We start from the raw sequence: 23,422 nt of genomic DNA, 5'->3' as shown, positions 1-23,422 counted from the left end.
TTATTAAGGAGAAATATGTGCAGCATAAATAGTGATTTCTTAAAAGAAGAGTATAGAAATGGATATTTAATAACTGATAAGATGAAAAAAGTGTGGGCTGTTGAATTAGATCTGCTTTCAGAATTGGATAGAGTTTGTAAAAAATATAATATAAAGTATTATGCTGCTTTTGGAACATTATTGGGGGCTATAAGAGATAAGGGATTTATACCTTGGGATGATGATATAGATGTATGGCTTTTAAGAGATGAGTATGAGAGGTTAAAACAAGTAGCCCCAAAGGAATTCACAGGAAAGTATTACTATCAGGATTGGTATAATTCGTGTGGAAGGACATGGATATTTTCCAAGCTTAGAAATAGTGAAACGACAGCAATAGAATATCCAGATAAAGGGCCAGAGTTTAATCAGGGAATATTTATAGATATATTTCCAATAGATGAATGGGATGATGAGGTTCATACTAATAAAGCGTTTAAAATCGTACAAAGAGAGTTGTTTAATTGCATTAATAATCCAACGCAGGTATTAAGAGGAATACTCAATGGAGAACAGTATGCTATTGATATAGATACAACAGTTGAATTATGTAACGATTATATAAAGGCACAGCAGTTATTTGAACAGTTAACGCTTCAGAACTACGGAACATCAGATATTGTTGGATATTATTATGATCAGATGAGAATGAATAATAAAAAATATCCTAAAAGTTGTTTTGATGAAACGTTATATGTGCCATTTGAGAATACAGTTATACCAGTTCCAGCAGGATATGACATTATATTAAGAAAATATTATGGTAATTATATGGTGCCAGTGCATGAAAAAAATAATCACGAAGATAGGATTATTTTTGATACGGACAGGTGCTATAAAGAGTATGTAATGTAGGAGGAAAAGCAAAAATGGAAGTTAACAATAAAATTTTTGATAAAATATATTTATATGGAGCGGGTGAAAATGGATTAACTGCAATACATTTTCTTGGTAGAGACAGAATAAAAGCATTTATTGATTCAGATCCATCTAAAATAGGTAAAAAATTGGGTGGCGTAGATATAATATCATTTGATGATTATATGTGTAAAGATAAAGGGGCATATATATACATAACAGCATACTCTGCAAGCAAATCAATAGAAAAATTTTTAAATAAAAATCATATTGAAAGTTATGGCATTGCACCATGGTTTGAGGCATTTTATTGTAATATTGAGGAGATTATAAAAGACAATGAGTTGGCTAAATATGATAAAATTGTAATTTCAGATGAAGATCCTATATTAAATCTATTAAAGGAAAAACTTAATGATTTAAAAATAAATTGTGTGGATAATTTAAGTGATGCATCAGGAAAATATTGTGTGATAATTCTAGAAAAGAAGATAGGAAAGGCAGAGAAAAATGTAGATACTATAAACTTACAGGAAAGTTACAATAATAAAATAAAACAAGAATTATCGGTTAAATTGAAAAAATATAAGGATATACACAAAGGGAAAAGATGCTTTATCATAGGAAATGGCCCGAGTCTACAAATGAGCGATTTGGAAATTTTATATAAAAATAAAGAAATTTGTTTTGGCGTTAACAGAATTTTCTTGGGATTTAAAGATACAGAATGGAGACCGGATTATTATGTCGCATTAGATTATTTATTAATAGATAATATGCAGGAAGAGTTAAAGCAAATCTATGATATTGATAAGTTTATTAGATTTAATCCTCATTATAAAGTATCTGATATGATGCCTAATACGAATGAGTTTATAGCAATTGTGCAGGAAGATGAACAATTTGATTTTTCTACAGATATATCAGAAGGAATATGTACTGGCGAAACAGTTGTATATGCTGCTATTCAGATAGCGGCATATATGGGATTTTCAGATATATATCTATTAGGAGTTGATATGTCTATGAAAGCATTAGGTTTGAATGCTCAGGATGAAGGAGCTCATTTTTATAAATCTCCAGATGTAAATGAAAATTTTGGACAGGGTAATGTAGACACTGCAATAGAAGCATTAGCTTTTAGTGAAAGATATTTGAAAAAATATAATGTACATTTATATAATGCAACAAGAAATGCAATATGGGATGATGTAACAAAAGTTGATTTTGATAAATTATTTTAAAATTCAGGAGAAATAATATGAAAAAAATAGTATCTTTTATACCAATTAAGTTAAATAATCAAAGGTTACCAGGAAAAAATTTGATGAATCTAGATGGTAAACCATTATGTAATTATATATTTGATACAATAACAGAAGTAGATGCAATCCAAGAAAAATATGTATATTGTAGTGATGATAAAATATGTCAATACATAAAGCCGTTTGAAGAAAAAGGATTGAAGTTTTTAAAAAGAGATCCTTATTTAGATGGATTTCAGGTTAAAGGACTTGAAATAATTGAAAAATTTGTTAATGATGTTGATGCTGATATTTATGTGCTAACACATGTTACACAACCATTTACAAAGTCTTCATCAATAGAAAATGCACTAAATAAGGTGTTATATGAGGGATATGATTCAGCATTTAGTTGTGTTGAAATTCAAGATTATTGTTGGTATCAGGGAAAACCTCTTAATTATAATATGAAAGATATAGTAACAACACAGAACTTAGAACCAGTGTATATGGAAACAGGAGCATTTTTTATATTTAAAAAGGAAGTTTTTACAGAATTACATCAAAGAATTGGTAGGAAGCCTTATATGCAGGTAATATCACAAACTGAAGCAGTAGATATAGATACACAAGAGGATTTTGAGTTTGCAGAGGTTGTAGCAAAATACTATAAATTGGGGAGATGATACATATGAGTAATATAATGATATTAGATTGTACATTAAGAGATGGAGGACGGATTATAGACTGTAAATATAAAGACAGTGACATATCAAATGTATGCCGTGATTTGACATATTCAGGAATAGATATTATAGAAATGGGTTTTTTAAGAGATGATAAAATTGTAAATTATAATGGGAATTCCACTTTTTTTACAGATGTAAATCAAATAAATAAATATATTCCAGATAATAATAAAACATTATATGTGGCATTTATAGATTATGATATGTATGATTTTAGTAAACTTCGTATATGTGAGGGCAATAAAGTAAAAGGAATAAGAGTTGGATTTACAAAAAAACAATTTAAATCAGATAAAGAAGGAATTGTTAAAGCATTAAAGAGTGTTAAAGAAAAAGGATATAAATTATTTATACAAGGTGTAAATTCACTAGGTTATACGGATAAAGAGCTGTTAGATGTTATAGAAATGGTTAATGATGTAATGCCATACAGTTTTGGAATAGTGGATACATATGGTGGAATGTATTTGGATGATATAACACATATATATGGTATGGTGGAACATAATTTAAATTCTAACATATGTATAGATATTCATTCACATAATAATTTTCAATCATCATTTGCTTTTGCTCAGGAAATTATTAGGATTTGTGATTCCAAAAGAAATATTATATTGGATTCAACCTTAAATGGGATGGGTAAATGTGCTGGGAATTTAAATACAGAGTTAATTGTTGATTATTTAAATAGAAAAAAAGCATCGAATTACGATTTGGATAGAATATTAGATACAATAGATAGTTATCTTTCACCTATAAAGGAAAAATATAACTGGGGATATTCTATACCTGCATTTATGGCTGGAATTTACAAATCACATCCTAATAATATTATATATTTGACACAAAAATATAGATTAAACAGTAAAGATATAAAATATATTATATCAGCAATTGATGATGAAAAAAGACAAAGATATGATTATGATAACATTCAGAGAATTTATAATGATTATTTTTCAACAGTAATTAATGACGATATATCAATTTTAAATCTAAGAAATAAATTAGTAGATAAGAAAATATTAGTGTTAGCACCGGGAAAAAGCATTATAGATTATGAAAAGGATATAAAGAAATTATTAACAGAAGATGTTATTGTAGTAAGTGTTAATTTTATACCGGATAATATAAGCTGCGATTATCATTTTTACGCAAATGCTATACATTGGGATAAAATATCCAATAATATTGAACATAAGAAGTGTATTTTATCATCAAATATTAAGGGAAATATAGAAAATGTAATAAGGGTTAACTATGCTTCTTTAATATGTGAAGATAGTAAGTTATCAGATAATAGTACAATGATGTTATTAAATTTGCTAGAAAAATGTGGCGTTAAAAAAATAATGATAGCTGGATTCGATGGATTAAAACCTAATGAAGATAATTATGTCAATTCTGATTTTATTAATTCAGAACACGGAATGCAATTTGAAGAAAGTAATAGAATTATTAGGAAAATGTTTGAGAATTATTTAGAAAGGACAAGTAAAAATTTAGAAGTTGTTTTAGTTACACCAAGTATATACTACGAGTTTTAAATGAAAGGTAATAGGATATGAACGTAATTTGTTTTGGAGCGGCTGGAGGAGGAAAGAGATTATTTGATGTTATATCAAGTAATCATAATATAATAGCATTTACAGATAATGATTCTAACAAATGGGGAGATAAGTTGAATGATGTACCTATTTTATCTGTAAAAGAAGCGTTAAGTATAGATTATGATAAGATTATTTTAACTTCAGCCCCAGGTAAAGATTCTATAATTAAACAATTATTAAGTTATGGTATAAAAAGTACTCAAATAGATACATCATATATAGATGGACCATTAGAAGCTAGAATTGTGTTTTTGGAAAAACTAGCCGAATTGCATAAATATATTTCAGGAGATGTACAAGTTGCAGAGGCAGGTGTATTTGCAGGAGATTTTGCAAAATGGATAAATAATTATTACTATAACAGAAAATTATATTTATTTGATACTTTTCAAGGATTTAATGAAAAAGATTTGCAATATGAAAAAGGAATGTCAGATGCTAAAATAGGTGATTATTCAAATACATCAGAGTATGAAGTGTTAAAAAAAATGAAATATAAGGAAAATGTTATTATTAAAAAAGGCTATTTTCTTGATACAGCTAAAGATGTAAGAGGACAATTTTGCTTCGTTAATTTGGATTTAGATCTGTATGAGCCGACTTATAATGGTTTGAAATTGTTCTCCAATAAAATGGTTGAAAATGGAGTAATTCTTGTACACGATTATTTTGCAACTAATTTTAAGGGACCAAGAGAAGCTGTTGATAAATTTATATCAGAAAATAAAAAATATAAAGCATTTCCGATTGGAGATGGTGTTAGTATTATGATAAGTGGGTTTTAAAAATAGTAATAAATTTATGGAGAGTATGTGTGAAAGATATTAAAATTTTAATAATGGATGTTGATGGAACTTTAACAGATGGTTCTATATATATGGGTGAACATAAAGAAATTTTGAAAAAATTTGATGTAAAGGATGGGTATGGTATAAAAAACATACTTCCAGAAAATGACATTATACCTGTAATCATTACAGGAAGAAATTCTGCTATATTGCAAAATAGGTGTAGAGAATTGGGAATAAAAGATGTCATACAGGGCTGTTCTGATAAAAAGAATGAACTGGAAAAAATTATTAAAAAATATAATGTGTCGTATTCTGAAGTTGCATGCATAGGAGATGATTTAAATGATTATGAAATGATGATGACTGCTGGAGTTAGAGGCTGTCCGTCAGATGCAGTCAAAGGTATAAAGGACATAGCCAACTATATAACAAAGAAACAGGGTGGATACGGAGCTGTTAGAGAATTTATAGAATGGCTAGTAGAAAAGGAGAATTAATAATGATATGTAAATTATGTAATAGCAAAAATGTAAATATTATATATAATGGTAAAATAAGGGATGGACACGTTGGAAATTATACAACTTCAGATGTCCAAATGTTTAAATGTTGCGATTGCAATACAATTTGGCATGAGGATGTGATAGACCATTCAAATTATTATGAAACAGAAAAATATAGAAGTAGCCTAGAAGGAACGACAGACATAAAAGATTTTTATAAACTGCATGATAGAGAAAATGAAGATAAATTTAGATATATTGGTATGGAAAATTTAAGAAATAAAAAAATTGCAGATATAGGTTGTGGCGGTGGAGCCTTTTTAGACTTTTTATATTCAGTAGCAGATGAGATAATTGCAATTGAGCCTTCACAGATATATAGAAGAGAATTAGATAAAAAAGGATATAAAACATATGCTTATGCAGCTGATGCTATAAAAGAGTATGGAAATAAAGTTGATGTTGTTACATCGTTTGATGTAATAGAGCATGTTGAAAATCCAATGCAATTTGTAAAAGAAGCATATGATTTATTAGCAGAAAATGGAGTTGCTTATATAGGTACACCAACAGATGCTGAGGTTATGAGGCAACTTTTAGGAGAAACATATGAGTCATTTTTATTTAGTACACAACATCCTTGGATTTTATGTGAGAAGAGTTTTGAATATATATTGAATTGTTTGAACATTGATGATATAGAATGGGATGTTAAGTATTATCAAAGATATGGTTTAAGCAACTTACTATATTGGTTAAAAAATAAAAAACCTGGAGGAAATTATAAGTTTGATTTTGTTTCAAATGAAATAGATTTAGCATGGAAAAGCGATTTAGAGAGACAAAATAAGTCAGATTATATTGTGTTACGTATTAAAAAAATTAAAAAATAATTAAAGACATTACATAGCAAGGAGAAAGTATGTGCTTAGATAGTCAGGATAAATATATAAATTGTATTTCGCTAGGATGGTATTGTGGTACGGCAAGTTCCTGCTCCAGGTTAGGTTTGAGAAGTTTTTCAGGACCTTTTGACTGGATATTATCTGATTTTGAATATGTAATAACAATGATTGATAAAGAATTTGATGGTTTCCTTTTGCCAGAAAATTTGAGAATCGATGAAGATAATGCTAAATGTTTTTATGACATAAAAAATAAATTCTATTTTCCGCATGATATATCAAATGATTTAAATAAAGATTTATCAAGTATACAGTTAAAATATAAGAAAAGAATTAGTAATTTTATAGAACAGTCAAAAAAACCGACCTGTTATTTTAGAATTGTAAAAAATATGCAAGAGATAGATTATATAGAACAGAATAGTCAATATATTGACTCGGTAATAAAGAAATATAATAAAAAAATAAAATAATATATAATTTATTGGATAATTTGGAATTTTCAAATGATTTTAAAGGTGAGTATTATAAGTTATACATAAATGATTTTTGGAAAGATTCTATATGTTTGAGAGCTACTTTTTCAAAATCAAAAGAATTAATAAAGTTCTGTAACAATATATTACCATCTGATATAAGAGTTAGAAATTTGCAATGGGATAAAGTGCATTTGTCGGATATTACAAAATCTGATGAAGTTATGATTATGGTGGATGATAAGAGTAAAGATTTGCTTCAATGGTTAAAAAATAGATTTAAAGGGTCTTTCTATATATGGGGTTCTGGAAAATATGGAACGATATTATTGAAATTTTTAAGGGAAAATGGTTTTTCTATAAAAGGAATAATTGATAATAATAGCAATAAATGGAATGAAAAAATTGATGGTATAAAAATTATTCCATTTAATAATATATGTGAAAATGAAAGTATTTTAATTGCGATTGCAGACTCAGGAGCTGTTAATGAGATTAAAAATCAAGTATTAAAAGACAATACTTTTGACATATGTACACTTGTAGATATATATAATGGATTATTATTGTTATAGCTGGTTTTTGATGTATTTGTAGGTATATGGGTTAGAGCGTTTACGAATTAGCAAAATATATATAGTATATAAAGATAAACTGATAGTAGGACGAGTGCGTTATCACTCGTCCTATTATAATTGTACTTGTATGATTAAATGAAAAAGTATATACTTAATAATAAATATTAAGAGTTTTACTATAAGTGATAGAATATAAAACAGTACTTTATATTGTGGAGAGGTAAAAATGTATTTAGAAAAACTAGAAATATCAAATTATAAAATGTTTGATAATATTAAATTAGAATTTGAGCCAGGATTTAACATTATATTAGGCGATAATGGAGTAGGTAAAACGACAATTTTAGAGGCAGATGTAAAAAAATAAAGCAGCTACATGATAGAAGATGTGGATATTTAGGATGTCTTGACAGAAAACTTAATCTCAATTCTGTATATGATTGGTGTATGCAGATGGAGTGGAACAGCATAAAAGCACATAAAGAACCACAAAATTATAAGACATTTATGAAGATAATATCTGATTTTATGTGCTATATGAATGATGGGTTGGAAAGCAAAGTCATATATGATGTCAATTCACATAAATTATTATATGTTGAAAAAGGAATCTGTAAAGAAATTGAAGATTTGAGTGCAGGATATCAGTCAATGATGATATGGATAAGGTATTACACTTAAATGGCAAGAAAGATGCTTCAGGCAGGATAATAAGAGATACATCTACAAAAATAGTGGCAACACGTAGAAGTATGTATGATAGTGTGAGTACAGAGTTTGCAAGATGGGAGAAAAAGAAGTGTCTGACGTCAACTTTTTTGCAATCAAAGATAGATATTCTTGAAAATGAACTAAAAAATGATAATGTTGCGCAGCCATTTATAGGTGTGAAATTATATAGATATAAAAAAAATGTGATTCACTAAAACGTCAACATAAATAAGCGTATATTTTAAAAGCAAGAAAGGATTACCTATGCGTTTCGTACTATTTTACTCCACTGTAGAATCCTTTAACTATTTTACAGACAGAATTGTAGAAGAATTAATAAAAAGAAATTATGAGTGCTTTATATTAGATCTTACTAACAGCACTCAGGATGGGAGCCATTCCTTTAAGGCATTTACGGAGTTCCTTTCGGTAAGAGCAGATGCGGCTATAGGATTTGATGGAATAGGCTTAAAAGATGATATGTTTATAGAGCTGTGGGATTCTATGGATACAGTAGCACTTAATATTTTGATGGATCACCCATTGAGATTTCATCCGACTATGCAGAAGCATCCAAGAAATTATGTGCAGTTCTGCTGTGATGATAATCACGTTGATTATGTTAAGAAATATTTTGGTGATACTGTAGGCAGAGTAGAATTTATGCCACATGCGGGTACTTATAATGGAAAGTTAAATCTTGAAGGTTATGATAAACGTCCATATGATGTGTTATTTTCTGGGACATATTACAGACCACAGAACTATCTGGAACAGGTTGATAATACATTTAAAGATAATGAACTGCTCAGAGTATTTTATCACAATCTTGCTGAGTATATGATTGACAATAATAGTATAACAACGGAGCAGGCAGTGCTTGATGTTATTGATATGATGGAGCTTTCATTAGCACAGGAGCAGGTTAAGCAGTTGTTTAGATTTTCTGAACCTATAGACTGGATGGCGAGAATGTATTACAGGGAGAAGATTATTTCAATAATAGCCGAAGCAGGAATTGATATATGGCTGTTAGGAAGAGGCTGGGAGAATCATCCATCAACGGAATTACATAATGTACACATTATTAATGATCGTGTTCCATTTGCAGATACGCTTTCAGTTATGGAAAAGGCAAAGATTAATCTTAATGTTATGCCGTGGTTTAAGGCAGGTACTCACGATAGAATATTTAATATCCTGCTGTCAGGTTCTTTACCATTGACGGATTCAAGTAAGTGGCTTAAAGAGCATTTTCAGGATAAGAAAGATATTGTTTATTATAAACTTGATGCGTGTGAAGAAATACCTCAGTTAATAAAGCATTATCTGGATAATTCTGATGAAGCGAAAGCGATAATTCAGAATGGCTTCGATATTGTGGCAGACAATTATGTGTGGGGTAATATTGTGGAACAGCTGATAAGAAATGTGTAGAATTTAAAGCGTTGATGATAAATCAAATATGTATGGTGATTATTACAGCTGCAGGTTATTAAACAAAACCTGCAGCTGTAATGTTATTTAAGCCCAAACGCAATCTCCAGCATCTGAGTAAGCCTGATATCATAAGTATGGTACTTTTTAACCTTTTCAAAACCATTGTGAGCAATTTCCTGCCGGTCTTTATCGTGTGAAAGGTAGTATTCACATTTTCCCATTAAGTCATCAAGACTTGTATATGCTTCCAGATCTTCACCTATATTAAAATGTTCTGGCAGTTCTGCCTGATAGTTAGTTATAAGAAAACCTTCACAGCCAAGTACGTCAAATATGCGAAGAGACAGACCACTTCGTATTGATTTGGCTGTTAAGTTAAGGTTGATTTTGCTTTGGTGGAATATAATAGGCATTTCTGTGTTTGTCTTAGCAAAACCACGATTATGAATTAGTGGCATTGAGTATGTATCACTGCCTGTATACAAGTCTACGTTGAAATGTTCAGATAAAGCTTTCAGGTAACGAAGCCGCTCCTGTTCAGCCACCTTTACACTTATAATGTGCTGTGCAATTACAGCTTTTGTATCAACCTTCATACTGTCAGGAAAGTTGATAAGCTCAGGTCTGACTTTGCAAAATGCTTCTATTAGTTCAGGGGTTACACATTCCTCGATGAAGTTATATCCATATACAAGTAGCTGCGCTTCAATAAGTCCGTCTACATAGCCACGCATTTTTTCAGGAAGAGTAATTTGGTTATATAGACATTTCTCTGAATATAAAGAGCCGATAAATGATATATCTGATGAAAATCTGGCTCTGTCAGCAGCACTTGCCATAGTTGCAGTAGCGTAATTGTCACGGACGTTGGTAGCAAGTGGAATATGAAATATTCCGTCAGGGTTGATGTGGTGGAAATCGTTGTACAACTGTCTGTCGAATAAGAATACCTTATTGCAGGGATTAGCTAATGAAGTTGAGAATAATTCAAGTACAGGGCTGTCCACGATAAGGCACAGATACGGAATACCCCATATATTACATACATCAGATACTGAAGGAAAAAAGTTAATTGAGAATATAAAAGAATAAGTGTCCTGCTTTAAAAGCTCGTTAAGCCCCTTAATGCAGTCTGATGGAAGAAGCTGTTTGTTGTATACTTCTCTTGTATCTTCTGTTATATTGAAACCAAGGTGTTTAAAGGAAGCGATAATGTCGGGTTCGCATATACTTCCATATCTATAAAAAAGTATGTTCATAATTCTCCTTTGCATATATACTATATAAGTAATTGAGAATTATATTTTATCATAAACAAAGACGTGTTGCCAGTAAGAAAGCGTAAAGCAGCTGGCGAAGTTATATACATAAATATAAGAATTCTTATAGGAAAGATAAGAAAGTGAGATGGATAATATGGAAAACAGCAGTTATCACAAGAATAGAATTAAAGGGTATGATTTTAATAGAGAGGATTTTAAAAGTCCGGCTAAAAGAAATCTTATGATTGGGGCAGAAGAGGCAGATTATGTGATACTGGCTGATGAAAATGTAACAAGTGAGGAAGAGATAAGACAGATAATCACGGAAAATGATTTCCTGCTGGATTATGGTATGGCTATATTTGGAGAAAATGTGCAAGACGGAGAAATAGATTTTAATAACATAATTGATTATTTTAAAATGAATGTATATGGTGTGGTCATTAAGAAAAGCATACTCGTGTATACAGGCTGTTATAATGAAGAATTAACGGCTGGCATAGATTATGAGCTTGCGGTAAGAGTGGCATATTATGCAGAAAAGTATAATTACAATGGAATATATGGCGTGCTGTGTTCAAGCGAAGAGAACTTATTTTCACAGGAAGCAGGCTCATCAGACATACAGGAAGCAGATAATGCAGCGGGTTCATCAGACGTACAGGAAGCAGATAATGCAGCGGGTTCATCAGACGTACAGGAAGCGTATAATGTGACAGGCATATCAGATGAACAGACAGCTGCCCAATTCCTTACATATGCTTATGTTTTAAAGCTTTATATGAAAGAATTGACACACAAAGGACTGCTTGAAAATGCAATATATGCAATGAAGGCATATGCTGACAGTAAAGGGTGTGCAGATTTATACAACGGACAGTTATTGGAAATTCTTAATAATGATGAGCTGTTTGCAAAGATTAAGATTAATACAGCACCATTTTATGTAATTATGGGCGATAATACGTGCCATGGAGTATTAAGAAGATTTGCAGGTGATATAACCAGGTCTCTTATCAAAAAAGGACAGGCTGTAATAACATCTGATGGAAGTTATGGAATGACTGTAAATCTATCTGATATTGAGGATAATTCATTAAAGGGTTTTATAGGTTTTCAGTCTATTGTGTTATTTAAAGACTATTTTAGAAAGATGAAATGTCCTAAGTACATTTTCTGGTTTGATAATCCAATGTATTTTGGAAATCTGTTTGAAGGAATAGATGATAAATATTATCTTTTGTGCCAGGATAGATATTATGCTGAATTTATAGAGGAGCATTTTGGCGCGGTCAATGCTTTGCAGCTTCCACCAGCAGGAGAAGATGCTGGCTGGGCGGCTAATAAGGACAGACCATTTGATATAGTGTTTATCGGGGCGTGTAATTATGTAGATGAGAGTGTTATTAAAGATGAGTTTCAAAAAGAATATTATGAGTATATGAAAGCACATCCTAATATAACATTTGAACAGGGGCTTAAAGAGCTTCTTGTATACAAAGATTTTAATATTGATGAGCAAAAGTTTCTTTCACTGCTTGATTCTTTGCAGGATGTATGCCGCAATATAGTTAATTACTATAGGACGAAGGTGCTTGAGACACTTTTGGCAGCAGGTATTAAGATTGATGTATTTGGAGATACCTGGGACAGATATTCGGGACTTGGCAAAGATAATCTCATAAAGCATGATGCTGTAAATGTAGATGAGTCCCTTGAAATATGGGGCAGATCTAAGATAGGACTTAATGTGATGACCTGGCATAAGGCAGGAATGACGGAAAGAATAGCTAATATATGCCTGTCTGGTGCGGTATGCTTAAGTGAGAGAACAGAATATCTGGATAGAGAATTTAACAATTATGAGGATATTGTTACGTTTAATCTTGAACATCTTGAAAAGCTGCCAGATGTAGTAAGAGAATTACTTGCAAATGACAGCTTAAGAGAGAGTATAGCACAGAACGCATATATAAAAGCCTCTAAAGAACATATTTGGGATAATAGGGCAGAGAGTATCTTAAGAGGCTTATAAATTACAATTATGATATTAAATCAACCCAGCAATTTTGAATATATCATTTAACCTGACCTTATAATTGTGGAATTCTTTAACTTTATTGTAACCATTTAGCGCGATAGCCTTACGTTCATCTTCGTGCTTTATGTAGTAATCACATTTTCTGATAAGGTCATCAATTGATTCGTAATATACAAAGTCCTTATCAGGTGTGAAGTATTCAAGGAAATCTGCCTGATAATTAGTGAGTAGAAATCCACCGGCACCCATAATATCCATACAGCGGAGCGGAATACCTGATTTAATGCTTCTCAGAGTGATATTCAGGTTGATTTTGCTGCATTTGAATACATAAGGCATATTGTCGTAGAAATCAATAGGTCCTTTGTTAATCACATCAGGAAGCTCTGGAGTTGGGTTGTGTGTATAAAGTTTGGTTGTAAAATGGTCAGATACAGCCTTTAATATCTCAAAGCGTTCATTCTGTGTGACCTTTCTTGCAAGAAAATAATTCGCATATACATAAGAAGGAGTTTCAATGCCATCTTTATTAGGTGTGTAAGGTGTTATTTCCTGTATGGCTTTAATTATGTCAGGAGAAAGTACATCTTCAAGGAAATTAGCACCATATATACGCTGTTGTGCATTTATTACAGCATCGAGGTAGCCCTTAACATATGGAGATATATTCTCTAGTCTTTCATAGAAATTGCCTTTTTCGTTGTACATAGAGCCGACAAATGATACATCACTGTCAAATACCTGATGAACCCTGGTGTTCATTGGCATACGGTCAAGACGTGCAGTGTTGACAGCAAGAGGCATATAATATACTGTATTTATTCCCCCATTCTTAAGCTGTAGATATTGTTCACTGTCGAATAAGAATATGTAATTGCAGGGGTTGGTTATAGTGTATGAATACAGTGTAAGAAGCGGGCTGTCGTATATCCATGATATGTATGGAATGTTGTGGCGGTTGCAGTTAGTAGATACGGCGGCACTGTAATTAAAGCTGAATACGGCATCGTAGTGCTGTCCTGTAATCTGTTCTTCAAAAAGCTTATCAAACTCTTCGCTTGCTCTTTCCAGAAAAAGTGGAGTTGATACAACTGTTAATTCATGCCCCATCTCAGTAAGGGCTTCTTTAATATCTTCAACACCAAAGTGGTGGTTCTCAAATTCAAGAATTCTCATAGTATTCCTCGTATTATTTTTATTTTATCTCTGATATTATATCATAAATTTTGTGCAGTTTTTCAGCGAATATAAAGTTTCGTAAGGAACTTTTAAGATGAGCACATTAGTGCTCATTATACCTGCATATATCAGTTGGAATGGTTTTGAATATTTCGGACATAAGTCTGTTATTGATTGCTAATAAGTGGTGTAATATATTATAATTCAGGTAATTATTATATCGGCAGAGGAGATGTGCTGTGAAAGTACTATTTTTTCAATGGGATGCATTTATGCAGAAGGGCATAGAGGCAGCATTAAAGGAACTTAATATAGAATATGATACATTTTATTACACGATGAAAGACTGGGATAATGACAGTGAACTTGAGAGTAGTCTTGACAGATATATAGCGGTGTCCAAGAATGTATACGACTGTGTGTTTTCAGTTAATTTCTCGCCGGTTATCTCGGACTTGTGTAATAGATTAAAGCTTCCTTATATTTCGTGGGTGTATGACTGCCCTATCAATATAAGAAGGACAGAGGTATTAAAGAATAAGTGTAATACAATTTATTTCTTTGACAGAATACAGGCACAGCATTATATGGAAAATGGAGTAGCAGGGGCGAAGCATTTGCCGCTGGCGGCTGATATAGATACATTTCGGCCGGCTTTAGCTAAAGATGATAATTATGCGTGTGATGTTGCATTTGTTGGAAAATTGTATAAATCGGACTATTCTTATATAAGTAATTATCAGGATGTATATATGAAAGGTTATCTTGAAGGTATTGTTGAAACACAGCAAAAGCTGTATGGAGGATATATTATAGATGACTGCATTAATGATAATATAATGAAGCATATTAATGAGAATTTTGCCAATGTATCCAATGGCAGTTATTCGGTTATTAAGCCGGAGGTTACATATGCACTGGCAACAGAGGTTACAAGCAGGGAGAGGGTTATGGCACTTGCACTTTTGCAGAACAGGTGCAATGTTAATCTATATTCTACAGATGTGGATGAAAGATTAAATAATGTCAATAATAGGGGATATATTGATTATTATTCCCAGATGCCCAAAGCATTTTATAATGCAAAGATTAACCTTAATATATCGCTTAAGATAATACAGTCAGGAATTCCACTGCGTGTGCTTGACGTACTTGCCTGCAAGGGATTTCTTATAACTAACTACCAGGCAGAGATAATGGAATATTTTACGCCGGGAAAAGATCTTGTGGTATATGAGGATATTAAAGACCTTATAGCGAAAGTACAGTATTATCTTGATAATGAAGATGAAAGATTATGGATTGCGGATAATGGCTATAAAAAGGTTAAAGAGAACTTTAAGGTGAAAGACAGAATTGATAGTATATTAAGAAATTAGATATACATTTTTGCATATGTGCATTGTTTGTGCTTGCGGCTTATGTCACCTAAAGAGTATAATATCAATGTGACACCAATATTATGCGATTGGAGAAATTATATGGATAAGATTAATTCATTTTATAAGATGTTAAAATACAATGCTGAGAAGTATCCGGATAAAGAGGCGATTATATATGACACGATGACGGTTACTTATCAGAAGCTTTTTGAGGACTCATATAAGAAAGCACTTCATCTTATGAGGTTTGAGGGCAGCAGGATTGCAATATATGGACCAGCTTCATACAGATGGATAGTTAATATGTTTGGAACAATCCTTGCTGGTAAGGACGTTATGCTTGTTGATTTTTTCCTTCCCCAGAATACAAGAAATGATATATTAAAGAAGGTGGGTGTTGATTATATTTTATCATCTACTAACCAGTATATACTTGCAGACAATGAGGCAATTATAATAACTGATGCGGAGAAGGATGAGGTGAATGGCCTTATATATAATGAAGAAAATGTAAAAGAGGGCAATATTCTTATGCTTACAGCCGTTCCACAGGAGTGTGACAAGGCGGTTGTGCTTACAGTTTCCAATATACTTAATACAGTAAGTGCAGTTAATGAATGTTGTATGTGTGCACCAGAGGATAAGGTGCTTGCACAGATTGCACTTCATCATATATTTGGATATATATACAGTCTTATATGGCCAATCCATAATGGTGCGTGTGTATGTATTGGAAGAGGCTTAAGACATATAGATGCAGATACTTATTATTACAATCCTACAATACTGCCTGGAACACCATCTATGATTGAATATCTGAAGAGAATAAAAGCACTTAATGAAAATCTTAAGACTATAATTATAGGAGGTGCAAGCTGTCCGTTCAGATTATTTGAGGCGTTAAAGGATAGGGATTTGAAGGTATACAATGTATTTGGAATGACAGAGGTGTCAGGGTGTATTGGAATTAATGATACTATGGATGGCACTTACAAGATATTTGCTAGTTCTAAGGTTGCAATTGAAGCTGATGGTGAGATTGTGGTAAGTGGTGACTGCGTTATGAAAGGTTACGATAAAGATGAGGCATATACTAAGCGTGTCATCAGGGATGGAGTATATCATACAGGTGATATAGGAAGAATTAATGATAAAGGCCGTCTTGTACTTTTAAAACGTAACCCTGAGATTATTCTTCTTCCAACAGGAGAGAAGATAAGCAGGACAGTTACAATAAGGCAGATTAGTGCACTGGACGGAGTTGCAGAAAGCTATGTTACTTTATATGATGACAAGCTTACAGCAATTATCGTGCCAATAGATAAAGATGTAAGAGAAGAAAGATTTGTGAGGCTTATTAATAAATATAACGAAAAGAAGGGTTACCGTTGGGAAATCCAGAAGACAATCATAAGCAAAGCTCCACTTCCAAGAATGGATAATGGTGATATTGACCAGAATGCAATAGAAACACTTATTGCTAATGAAAAGTAAGGTGTTAAGTAAATGCGGTGAGTGCCGATATATTTATTAGACTAATTAAGGATGAGAGGTAATGTCATGGAGGATATGAAGAAAGAACAGTTAGAAGTATTAAATGAAGCAAAAGGATATTGCGCAAATGTACTTCACTGTATAGATACAGTTGTTCCAGAACTTAAAGGCGATAAGAAGGATGATACAGATGAGTATCTTAGAATGACTGTTGACGGAGTTAATGTAGCTCTTGAGATGTATAATGCAACAAGAGATTTAACAGCAGGTGCACAGCCGGCAGTAGATGAGGCTGATGGTAATGATGCTGTTAAAGAGTTATCAGCTGCATTAAAGTCAAGTGATGATTCAGCTAAGGCTGATGCTCTTGTAAAGGTAAGAGCATTCATCGCACAGTTTAAGGACTGTGCAGAGGCTGTCTGCAAGTAATAGAATATATTGATGGATTATGTATTGATAGATTAATCCAGTTCAATACGCCCTGATATATAATATATGTAATTTAATAAAAGATAAAACCCCTGTTATACAAGAAAACAGCAGATAATGAATTGTTGTTTTCTTCTATGAACAGGGGTTATTTATATGTTCTTTCAGATATGGTTTCTATCAACACATTTTGTCCTATAACAATTTTTGTCAAACACAGTTGCTGTAAACACATCTTGTCTTATAAGTCTAAATATATCCGTTAAACATCATTCCGGTATAAGCCGAAAGGTTATAAGGATCAGGGAATGACCTTAATGGATTCTTGTATGCAATAATCTTATTGTTGACATAGTCCATAGGGTTGAGTGCAATATCCTCAGCCTTTTCTTTAATGGAATTCTTAAACGAATTAAGGCTTTCATAAATGTGGCTTAAGGCGTCTTTATTATCAGCGTTAATAATAACTTCCTTGTCAGCACTTATAGTTCCGTCTTTATTAAGCGAAAGTCCGCTGTCTGCAAGCTGCTTCTTGTATGAGCGTGCAATTGATGCGATTTCATTCTGGAGCTTTTCTGTTCCCTGAAAATGATTATTATTCTCATCATTAGTAACAGAGATAAGGTTGTTGTAACCAGCTACAAGTTCGTTAAGACTTTCCACAATAGAGTCTGCATCTGCCTTGAGGCTTATTGTTACAGGTTCTTCTGTTACCTTTGATAATTTGACATCATATGCTTTGTTAATTGTTATTGAATTGCTCATAGATGAGCGTTCATCACCATCAACATCAAATATGGCGTTGGCTGGATATTGTGTAACCCTGTCAAGTCCAAGAGTATCAATGAGCGGCTGGTTGTTAGCATCATCTGACTTTATGGAGAATATAACAGGAGTTGTTCCATTAATGCCGGTTGATTCTGATTCAATATTAATAGCTGTATTGCCTAGACTATCTTCCTTGATATTAGCTGTAAGTCCTATGTTGGAGCGGTTGATAAGTCTTGCAATCTTGTTCTGTATATTATTAGTTGTCTCGGAGTTGTCCACTTTAAACTGGAACTCATATATAACATCATTGATTGATAAATCAAAAGAATATTCGCCAGGTTTTATATGCTTTGAACGTGGCTGTAGGTAGTTACCTGTATTAAGCTGTGAACAGGCTAACTGTTTAACATTTATATCAAAGCTTTCATCATCTGATGCTGCACCAAAGTCGGTAATGTAACTGGCATTGACGGCAGAAGCATTGCTTGATACAGCAGACTTCTTAAATGTCATTGTACCATCAGCACCGTCAGATAAATCCTCAGTAATATTCTCTAACGCTCTTGCATGTTCTTTTAAATCAATGGCGTATTTCTGGGCAGCAGTTGATAAGTCTAATTTGTACACAGGAGTCTGGCTGTTAATCTTAACAACCTTGCTATATGTGTTCTTAAGCTGAGTTCTTGTATGTGAGTCATACTTGGAATTAGATTTGTTCCCGTACTGGGATAAATAATAGCTGTATACACTACTAATCATAACAGTCACCTCCCTGTCTGTATGTATAATTGGTATAATGTGTATCGTCACAAAATATTTAATATATTACTATAATTACATATAAAACACATAAATATATAACTTTAACTGTCATCAGTTGCAGATACAGTAACTCCATTTGCTATATCCATAAACTTTATTATATTTTATAAGGAATGGCTTGATTTTGCAATATACATATAGTAGAATGTTTAAGGTTTTTTGAAAATATTTATATAAATAATGTATAAATTATAAAAATCTGGTTGACGAAATATCAAAAAATATGTTATATTAGGCTGGCTATGGAAGCGGTCTTTTTTTTATGCCCGAAACTTACCCAACAGTTCAGGTATTAAAGAAAAACCAATTGGTGTTAATAACACCTGCAAAATAAATAATTGGAGGTGGAAGTTGTGCGAGTAAAGATAACATTGGCATGTACTGAGTGTAAACAGCGCAATTACAACATGACTAAGGAAAAGAAAGCTCATCCGGACAGAATGGAAACAAAGAAATATTGCAAGTTCTGTAAGTCACACACATTACACAAGGAAACAAAGTAATTGGTATCAGTGAGGTATTAAGATGAGTGAAGCTGTTAAGACAAAAAAACAGAAAAAGAGCTGGTTCAAGGGCTTAAAGGCAGAGTTCTCTAAGATTATTTGGCCAGACCAGAAGTCACTTACAAAGGAAACCATCGCTGTATTGGTTGTATCCGTATTATTAGGTGTAATTATTTCAGTTGTGGACTTGATTGTTCGCTTTGGAATTGAATTCATTGTAAAGTAAGGAAAAGGTGATCAGATGGACGAAGCAAAATGGTATGTTGCCCATACTTATTCAGGATATGAGAATAAGGTTAAGGCTAATATCGAGAAAACTGTTGAAAACAGAAATCTTCAGGACCAGATTTTTGAAGTTCTTGTTCCGCTTGAAACAGTAGTGGAAGTTAAGGACGGCAAGAAGAAGACGGTTCAGAGGAAGACGTTTCCTGGATATGTCTTTGTAAAGATGGTGATGAATGACGACAGCTGGTATGTTGTCAGAAACACTAGGGGCGTAACAGGGTTTGTTGGTCCTGGATCTAAACCAGTACCATTATCTCCAGCTGAGATAAGATCATTCGGAATCAGCTCTGATGATGAAGAAGCTAAGCCAGTAGTTGAGTTTGCTGGTAAGGTAGGCGATCAAATCAAGATTCTTTCAGGTGCCTGGGAGGATACAGTAGGAGAAATTGTCAGCATTAATGAAGGCAAGCAGTGTGTTACAATTAATGTTGAGATGTTCGGTCGTGAAACACCGGTCGAGATTGATTTCACAGACGTGAAATTACTGTAAGATTTAGGTCTTACAAGAAGTGGGAGGCTTTAAAGCCGCCATAAACCACATTATATTTAGGAGGTGCCACAATGGCAAAGAAAGTAACAGGTTATATTAAATTACAGATTCCTGCCGGCAAGGCTACACCAGCTCCACCAGTTGGTCCAGCACTTGGTCAGCATGGTGTTAACATTGTAGAATTTACAAAGCAGTTTAATGCAAAGACAGCAGATCAGGGCGACTTAATTATCCCTGTAGTAATCACAGTTTATGCTGATAGAAGTTTCAGCTTCATCACAAAGACTCCACCTGCTGCAGTTCTTCTTAAGAAGGCTTGCAATATTAAGTCAGGTTCAGGCGTGCCTAACAAGAATAAGGTTGCTACAATTAAGAGAGCAGAAGTTCAGAAGATTGCTGAACTTAAGATGCCAGACTTAAATGCAGCTACAATCGAAGCAGCTACTTCAATGATTGAAGGTACTGCTAAGAGTATGGGTATTGTTGTAGAAGACTAATTCTATAACGAGGCTTTGAATAAAGATTGCTAAAGGTCTTTAAAGACATTTAGACAAGATTTTATTTTATAATTTGTTGATTTTCATAGAAGAACATGTGGCTGAGAATTAATCTCGGGATTGTTCAATATGTGGGAGGAAAGATGAAATCCTTCCGATAATACCACTAGGAGGTTTATATAATGAAAAGAGGAAAGAAATACGTTGAGGCAGCCAAGAATATTGACCGCCAGACATTATATGAAGCAACTGAAGCTGTTTCTTTAGTTAAGAAGAGTGCAGTTGCAAAGTTCGACGAGACAATTGAAGCTCATATCAGAACAGGTTGTGATGGACGTCACGCTGAGCAGCAGATCAGAGGAGCTGTTGTTCTTCCACACGGAACAGGTAAGACTGTAAAGGTATTAGTATTTGCTAAGGGTGCTAAGGCTGAAGAAGCTGAAGCAGCAGGAGCAGATTTCGTTGGTGGCGAGGAATTAATTCCTAAGATCCAGAATGATAACTGGTTTGATTTTGATGTAGTAGTTGCTACACCTGATATGATGGGCGTTGTTGGTCGTTTAGGACGTGTACTCGGACCTAAGGGCTTAATGCCAAACCCTAAGGCTGGTACAGTTACAATGGATGTAACAAAAGCTGTTAATGATATCAAGGCTGGTAAGATCGAATACAGACTTGATAAGACAAATATCATTCATGTGCCAATTGGTAAGGCTTCATTCACAGAGGAGCAGTTATCAGACAACTTCCAGGCTATTATGGATGCAATCGTTAAGGCTAAACCAACTTCACTTAAGGGACAGTATTTAAAGAGTGTTGTTCTTACAGCTACTATGGGTCCTGGTGTAAAGGTTAGCACAGCTAAGTACGTTGGTTAATTATAATTAATTAATCATATGTAAGCTGATGAATGGATTAGCTTATTGCAGGATTTGGGTTATACAACGCAATATTACGAAGAATTAATATATTCTTTGTGAATAACGGTTGACAACCAATATATTATGATAGTATACTATCAATGTTTGTGTTACTATCTGGTTGATTTGGATATAGATTTATAATCTGTATCAGATTGATGCGATGGTTTCATAATATAATTAAAGTGAAAGTGATTTCACATTTTGCCTAAGACAGCAGGTCCCGAAAGGGTTAAAGGTAATACGCCTACCGAGGACAGACTTAATGCGTAAAGCATTGATTATCAGTTTATTCAGTCCTTCTGTCTTATAGATAGAAGGACTTTTTTGTTAGAGCAATGAAGCATAATACTTAAAGTGTTATGGTTGTTGTTGAATGAGCCTGATACATGTACGTCTGGGCAGAATATTATCTGGCGACAGATATAATCTAACAGGAGGTAAATATTCATGGCAAAAGTAGAACTTAAGCAGCCTATCGTAGACGAAATCAAAGCAAGCTTAGAAGGCGCTCAGGGCGTTGTGGTAGTTGACTACCGTGGCTTAACTGTTGAGCAGGATACACAGCTTCGTAAGCAGTTAAGAGAAGCTGGTGTTGTTTACAAGGTTTATAAGAATACTTTAGTAAAGAGAGCAATTGCAGGTACAGAGTTCGAGCCAATGGCAGAAGTTCTTGAAGGACCTAACGCTATTGCAATCTGCAAGGAAGATGCTACAGCTCCAGCAAGAGTTTTAGCTAACTTTGCTAAGACAGCAGATGCGCTTGAACTTAAGTGTGGTGTTGTTGAAGGTACTTACTATGATGCTACTGGAATCGCAGCTATTGCTAACATTCCTTCAAGAGATGAACTTCTTGCTAAGTTCCTTGGAAGCATCCAGTCACCTATTACAAACTTTGCTCGTGTTATTAAGCAGATTGCTGAGAAGAACGAAGAGGTTGCATAATTACGCGGCATAATCAGTATGATTATTGACGGACAGGTGTGACTATGTCAGCCTGCCACGAAACTTAATTAAAAGACTATTAAAAAGGAGATTATAATAATGACTACTCAGGAAATTATCGAAGTTATTAAAGGTTTATCAGTATTAGAATTAAATGATTTAGTTAAAGCATGTGAAGAAGAATTTGGTGTTTCTGCAGCAGCAGGTGTTGTTGTAGCAGCAGGTGCAGCAGCAGGTGCAGCAGCTGAAGAAAAGACAGAATTTGACGTAGAACTTACAGAAGCTGGTGCTAACAAGGTTAAGGTTATCAAGGTTGTTCGTGAAATCACAGGTCTTGGATTAAAGGAAGCTAAGGAAGTTGTTGATGGCGCTCCTAAGGTTGTTAAGGAAGGTGCTTCTAAGGAAGAAGCTGAAGAAATCCAGAAGAAGCTTGAAGCTGAAGGTGCTAAGGTTACTCTTAAGTAATTCAGATTGTCAGTTTGATACTTGCTTGAC

Annotated in this window: 27 protein-coding genes and 1 other annotated feature; of the genes, 24 read left to right on the top strand and 3 right to left on the bottom strand. The window is 33.2% G+C overall.

Features of this window, described 5'->3' with window-relative positions; genetic code table 11:
- Positions 1–15 precede the first annotated feature (15 nt).
- The 13 genes from WMO14_RS10170 to WMO14_RS10110 all read left to right on the top strand — a co-directional run bounded on the left by WMO14_RS10170 (position 16) and on the right by WMO14_RS10110 (position 9,904).
- Positions 16–894 (top strand): LicD family protein, encoded by an 879-nt coding sequence (locus tag WMO14_RS10170; protein WP_349153771.1) that lies wholly within the window; start codon positions 16–18, stop codon positions 892–894.
- Between the two features lie 14 nt (positions 895–908).
- Positions 909–2,141 carry a 6-hydroxymethylpterin diphosphokinase MptE-like protein gene (locus tag WMO14_RS10165; RefSeq protein WP_349153770.1) on the top strand — a complete coding sequence of 411 codons (1,233 nt, stop codon included), beginning with the start codon at positions 909–911 and terminating at the stop codon, positions 2,139–2,141.
- Between the two features lie 17 nt (positions 2,142–2,158).
- Positions 2,159–2,827: an acylneuraminate cytidylyltransferase family protein gene (locus tag WMO14_RS10160; protein ID WP_349153769.1), complete on the top strand. Its 669-nt coding sequence runs from the start codon at positions 2,159–2,161 to the stop codon at positions 2,825–2,827.
- A gap of 5 nt (positions 2,828–2,832) precedes the next feature.
- Positions 2,833–4,440, top strand: coding sequence for an aldolase catalytic domain-containing protein (locus WMO14_RS10155; RefSeq protein ID WP_349153768.1), 1,608 nt, complete (start codon positions 2,833–2,835; stop codon positions 4,438–4,440).
- Between the two features lie 17 nt (positions 4,441–4,457).
- Entirely contained in the window at positions 4,458–5,288 is an 831-nt protein-coding gene (locus tag WMO14_RS10150; RefSeq protein ID WP_349153767.1) for a TylF/MycF/NovP-related O-methyltransferase, read from the top strand.
- A 29-nt stretch (positions 5,289–5,317) separates the two neighbouring features.
- Entirely contained in the window at positions 5,318–5,791 is a 474-nt protein-coding gene (locus WMO14_RS10145) for a KdsC family phosphatase (protein ID WP_349153766.1), read from the top strand.
- Positions 5,767–6,690 (top strand): class I SAM-dependent methyltransferase, encoded by a 924-nt coding sequence (locus WMO14_RS10140; protein WP_349153765.1) that lies wholly within the window; start codon positions 5,767–5,769, stop codon positions 6,688–6,690. The genes WMO14_RS10145 and WMO14_RS10140 overlap by 25 nt, the downstream gene beginning before the upstream one ends.
- Positions 6,691–6,719: 29 nt before the next feature.
- Complete coding sequence (locus WMO14_RS10135) at positions 6,720–7,175, top strand: DUF1796 family putative cysteine peptidase (RefSeq protein ID WP_349153764.1); 456 nt, start codon at positions 6,720–6,722, stop codon at positions 7,173–7,175.
- 20 nt (positions 7,176–7,195) lie between these two features.
- Positions 7,196–7,753, top strand: coding sequence for a hypothetical protein (locus WMO14_RS10130; protein WP_349153763.1), 558 nt, complete (start codon positions 7,196–7,198; stop codon positions 7,751–7,753).
- Between the two features lie 229 nt (positions 7,754–7,982).
- Positions 7,983–8,123 (top strand): AAA family ATPase, encoded by a 141-nt coding sequence (locus tag WMO14_RS10125; protein WP_349153762.1) that lies wholly within the window; start codon positions 7,983–7,985, stop codon positions 8,121–8,123.
- A gap of 86 nt (positions 8,124–8,209) precedes the next feature.
- Positions 8,210–8,437 carry a hypothetical protein gene (locus WMO14_RS10120; RefSeq protein ID WP_349153761.1) on the top strand — a complete coding sequence of 76 codons (228 nt, stop codon included), beginning with the start codon at positions 8,210–8,212 and terminating at the stop codon, positions 8,435–8,437.
- Positions 8,416–8,682 carry a hypothetical protein gene (locus WMO14_RS10115; RefSeq protein WP_349153760.1) on the top strand — a complete coding sequence of 89 codons (267 nt, stop codon included), beginning with the start codon at positions 8,416–8,418 and terminating at the stop codon, positions 8,680–8,682. Before WMO14_RS10120 ends, WMO14_RS10115 begins: the two co-directional genes overlap by 22 nt.
- 49 nt (positions 8,683–8,731) lie before the next feature.
- Positions 8,732–9,904, top strand: coding sequence for a glycosyltransferase family protein (locus tag WMO14_RS10110; RefSeq protein WP_349153759.1), 1,173 nt, complete (start codon positions 8,732–8,734; stop codon positions 9,902–9,904).
- A gap of 83 nt (positions 9,905–9,987) precedes the next feature.
- On the opposite strand, the gene WMO14_RS10105 is transcribed toward WMO14_RS10110, so the two are convergent.
- Positions 9,988–11,166: a CgeB family protein gene (locus tag WMO14_RS10105; protein WP_055306860.1), complete on the bottom strand. Its 1,179-nt coding sequence runs from the start codon at positions 11,164–11,166 to the stop codon at positions 9,988–9,990.
- 157 nt (positions 11,167–11,323) lie between these two features.
- Between WMO14_RS10105 and WMO14_RS10100 the strand changes: the two genes are divergently transcribed.
- Positions 11,324–13,204 carry a glycosyltransferase family protein gene (locus tag WMO14_RS10100; protein WP_349153758.1) on the top strand — a complete coding sequence of 627 codons (1,881 nt, stop codon included), beginning with the start codon at positions 11,324–11,326 and terminating at the stop codon, positions 13,202–13,204.
- A gap of 15 nt (positions 13,205–13,219) precedes the next feature.
- On the opposite strand, the gene WMO14_RS10095 is transcribed toward WMO14_RS10100, so the two are convergent.
- A complete protein-coding gene (locus tag WMO14_RS10095; protein WP_090140814.1) occupies positions 13,220–14,386 on the bottom strand; it encodes a CgeB family protein in 1,167 nt (388 codons plus the stop codon).
- 242 nt (positions 14,387–14,628) lie between these two features.
- Here WMO14_RS10095 and WMO14_RS10090 point away from each other — a divergent pair, with 242 nt between their 5' ends.
- The 3 genes from WMO14_RS10090 to WMO14_RS10080 all read left to right on the top strand — a co-directional run bounded on the left by WMO14_RS10090 (position 14,629) and on the right by WMO14_RS10080 (position 17,694).
- A complete protein-coding gene (locus tag WMO14_RS10090) occupies positions 14,629–15,768 on the top strand; it encodes a CgeB family protein (protein WP_090140410.1) in 1,140 nt (379 codons plus the stop codon).
- 102 nt (positions 15,769–15,870) lie between these two features.
- Positions 15,871–17,265: a class I adenylate-forming enzyme family protein gene (locus WMO14_RS10085; RefSeq protein WP_055177084.1), complete on the top strand. Its 1,395-nt coding sequence runs from the start codon at positions 15,871–15,873 to the stop codon at positions 17,263–17,265.
- Between the two features lie 75 nt (positions 17,266–17,340).
- The gene (locus WMO14_RS10080; protein WP_349153757.1) at positions 17,341–17,694 is read left to right on the top strand and encodes a DUF8042 domain-containing protein; all 354 of its coding nucleotides are present in this window, start codon (positions 17,341–17,343) and stop codon (positions 17,692–17,694) included.
- Positions 17,695–17,943: 249 nt separating this feature from the next.
- Here the strand turns inward: WMO14_RS10080 and WMO14_RS10075 are convergent, their stop codons facing one another.
- Positions 17,944–19,224: a hypothetical protein gene (locus WMO14_RS10075; protein WP_349153756.1), complete on the bottom strand. Its 1,281-nt coding sequence runs from the start codon at positions 19,222–19,224 to the stop codon at positions 17,944–17,946.
- Between the two features lie 416 nt (positions 19,225–19,640).
- Here WMO14_RS10075 and rpmG point away from each other — a divergent pair, with 416 nt between their 5' ends.
- The 7 genes from rpmG to rplL all read left to right on the top strand — a co-directional run bounded on the left by rpmG (position 19,641) and on the right by rplL (position 23,392).
- Positions 19,641–19,790 (top strand): 50S ribosomal protein L33, encoded by a 150-nt coding sequence (gene rpmG / locus WMO14_RS10070; RefSeq protein WP_012738549.1) that lies wholly within the window; start codon positions 19,641–19,643, stop codon positions 19,788–19,790.
- A gap of 22 nt (positions 19,791–19,812) precedes the next feature.
- Positions 19,813–20,016, top strand: coding sequence for a preprotein translocase subunit SecE (gene secE, locus WMO14_RS10065; RefSeq protein WP_022205588.1), 204 nt, complete (start codon positions 19,813–19,815; stop codon positions 20,014–20,016).
- Positions 20,017–20,031: 15 nt separating this feature from the next.
- A complete protein-coding gene (gene nusG, locus WMO14_RS10060) occupies positions 20,032–20,565 on the top strand; it encodes a transcription termination/antitermination protein NusG (RefSeq protein WP_022501279.1) in 534 nt (177 codons plus the stop codon).
- 71 nt (positions 20,566–20,636) lie between these two features.
- Positions 20,637–21,062: a 50S ribosomal protein L11 gene (rplK, locus tag WMO14_RS10055; RefSeq protein WP_022501278.1), complete on the top strand. Its 426-nt coding sequence runs from the start codon at positions 20,637–20,639 to the stop codon at positions 21,060–21,062.
- A 182-nt stretch (positions 21,063–21,244) separates the two neighbouring features.
- Positions 21,245–21,940, top strand: a complete 696-nt coding sequence (rplA, locus tag WMO14_RS10050; protein WP_022501277.1) for a 50S ribosomal protein L1 — start codon at positions 21,245–21,247, stop codon at positions 21,938–21,940.
- A 231-nt stretch (positions 21,941–22,171) separates the two neighbouring features.
- Positions 22,172–22,320: a sequence feature (ribosomal protein L10 leader region), on the top strand.
- Between the two features lie 112 nt (positions 22,321–22,432).
- The gene (gene rplJ / locus WMO14_RS10045) at positions 22,433–22,927 is read left to right on the top strand and encodes a 50S ribosomal protein L10 (RefSeq protein WP_022501276.1); all 495 of its coding nucleotides are present in this window, start codon (positions 22,433–22,435) and stop codon (positions 22,925–22,927) included.
- A 99-nt stretch (positions 22,928–23,026) separates the two neighbouring features.
- Positions 23,027–23,392 (top strand): 50S ribosomal protein L7/L12, encoded by a 366-nt coding sequence (rplL, locus tag WMO14_RS10040; RefSeq protein ID WP_022501275.1) that lies wholly within the window; start codon positions 23,027–23,029, stop codon positions 23,390–23,392.
- Positions 23,393–23,422 lie beyond the last annotated feature (30 nt).

This window comes from Lachnospira rogosae (ex Hitch et al. 2025) (assembly GCF_040096455.1).
GTDB classification, from domain to species: Bacteria; Bacillota; Clostridia; order Lachnospirales; family Lachnospiraceae; genus Lachnospira; species Lachnospira rogosae.
The sequence above is the reverse complement of the archived record's forward strand: the minus strand, read 5'-3'. Positions and strand labels throughout refer to the sequence as shown.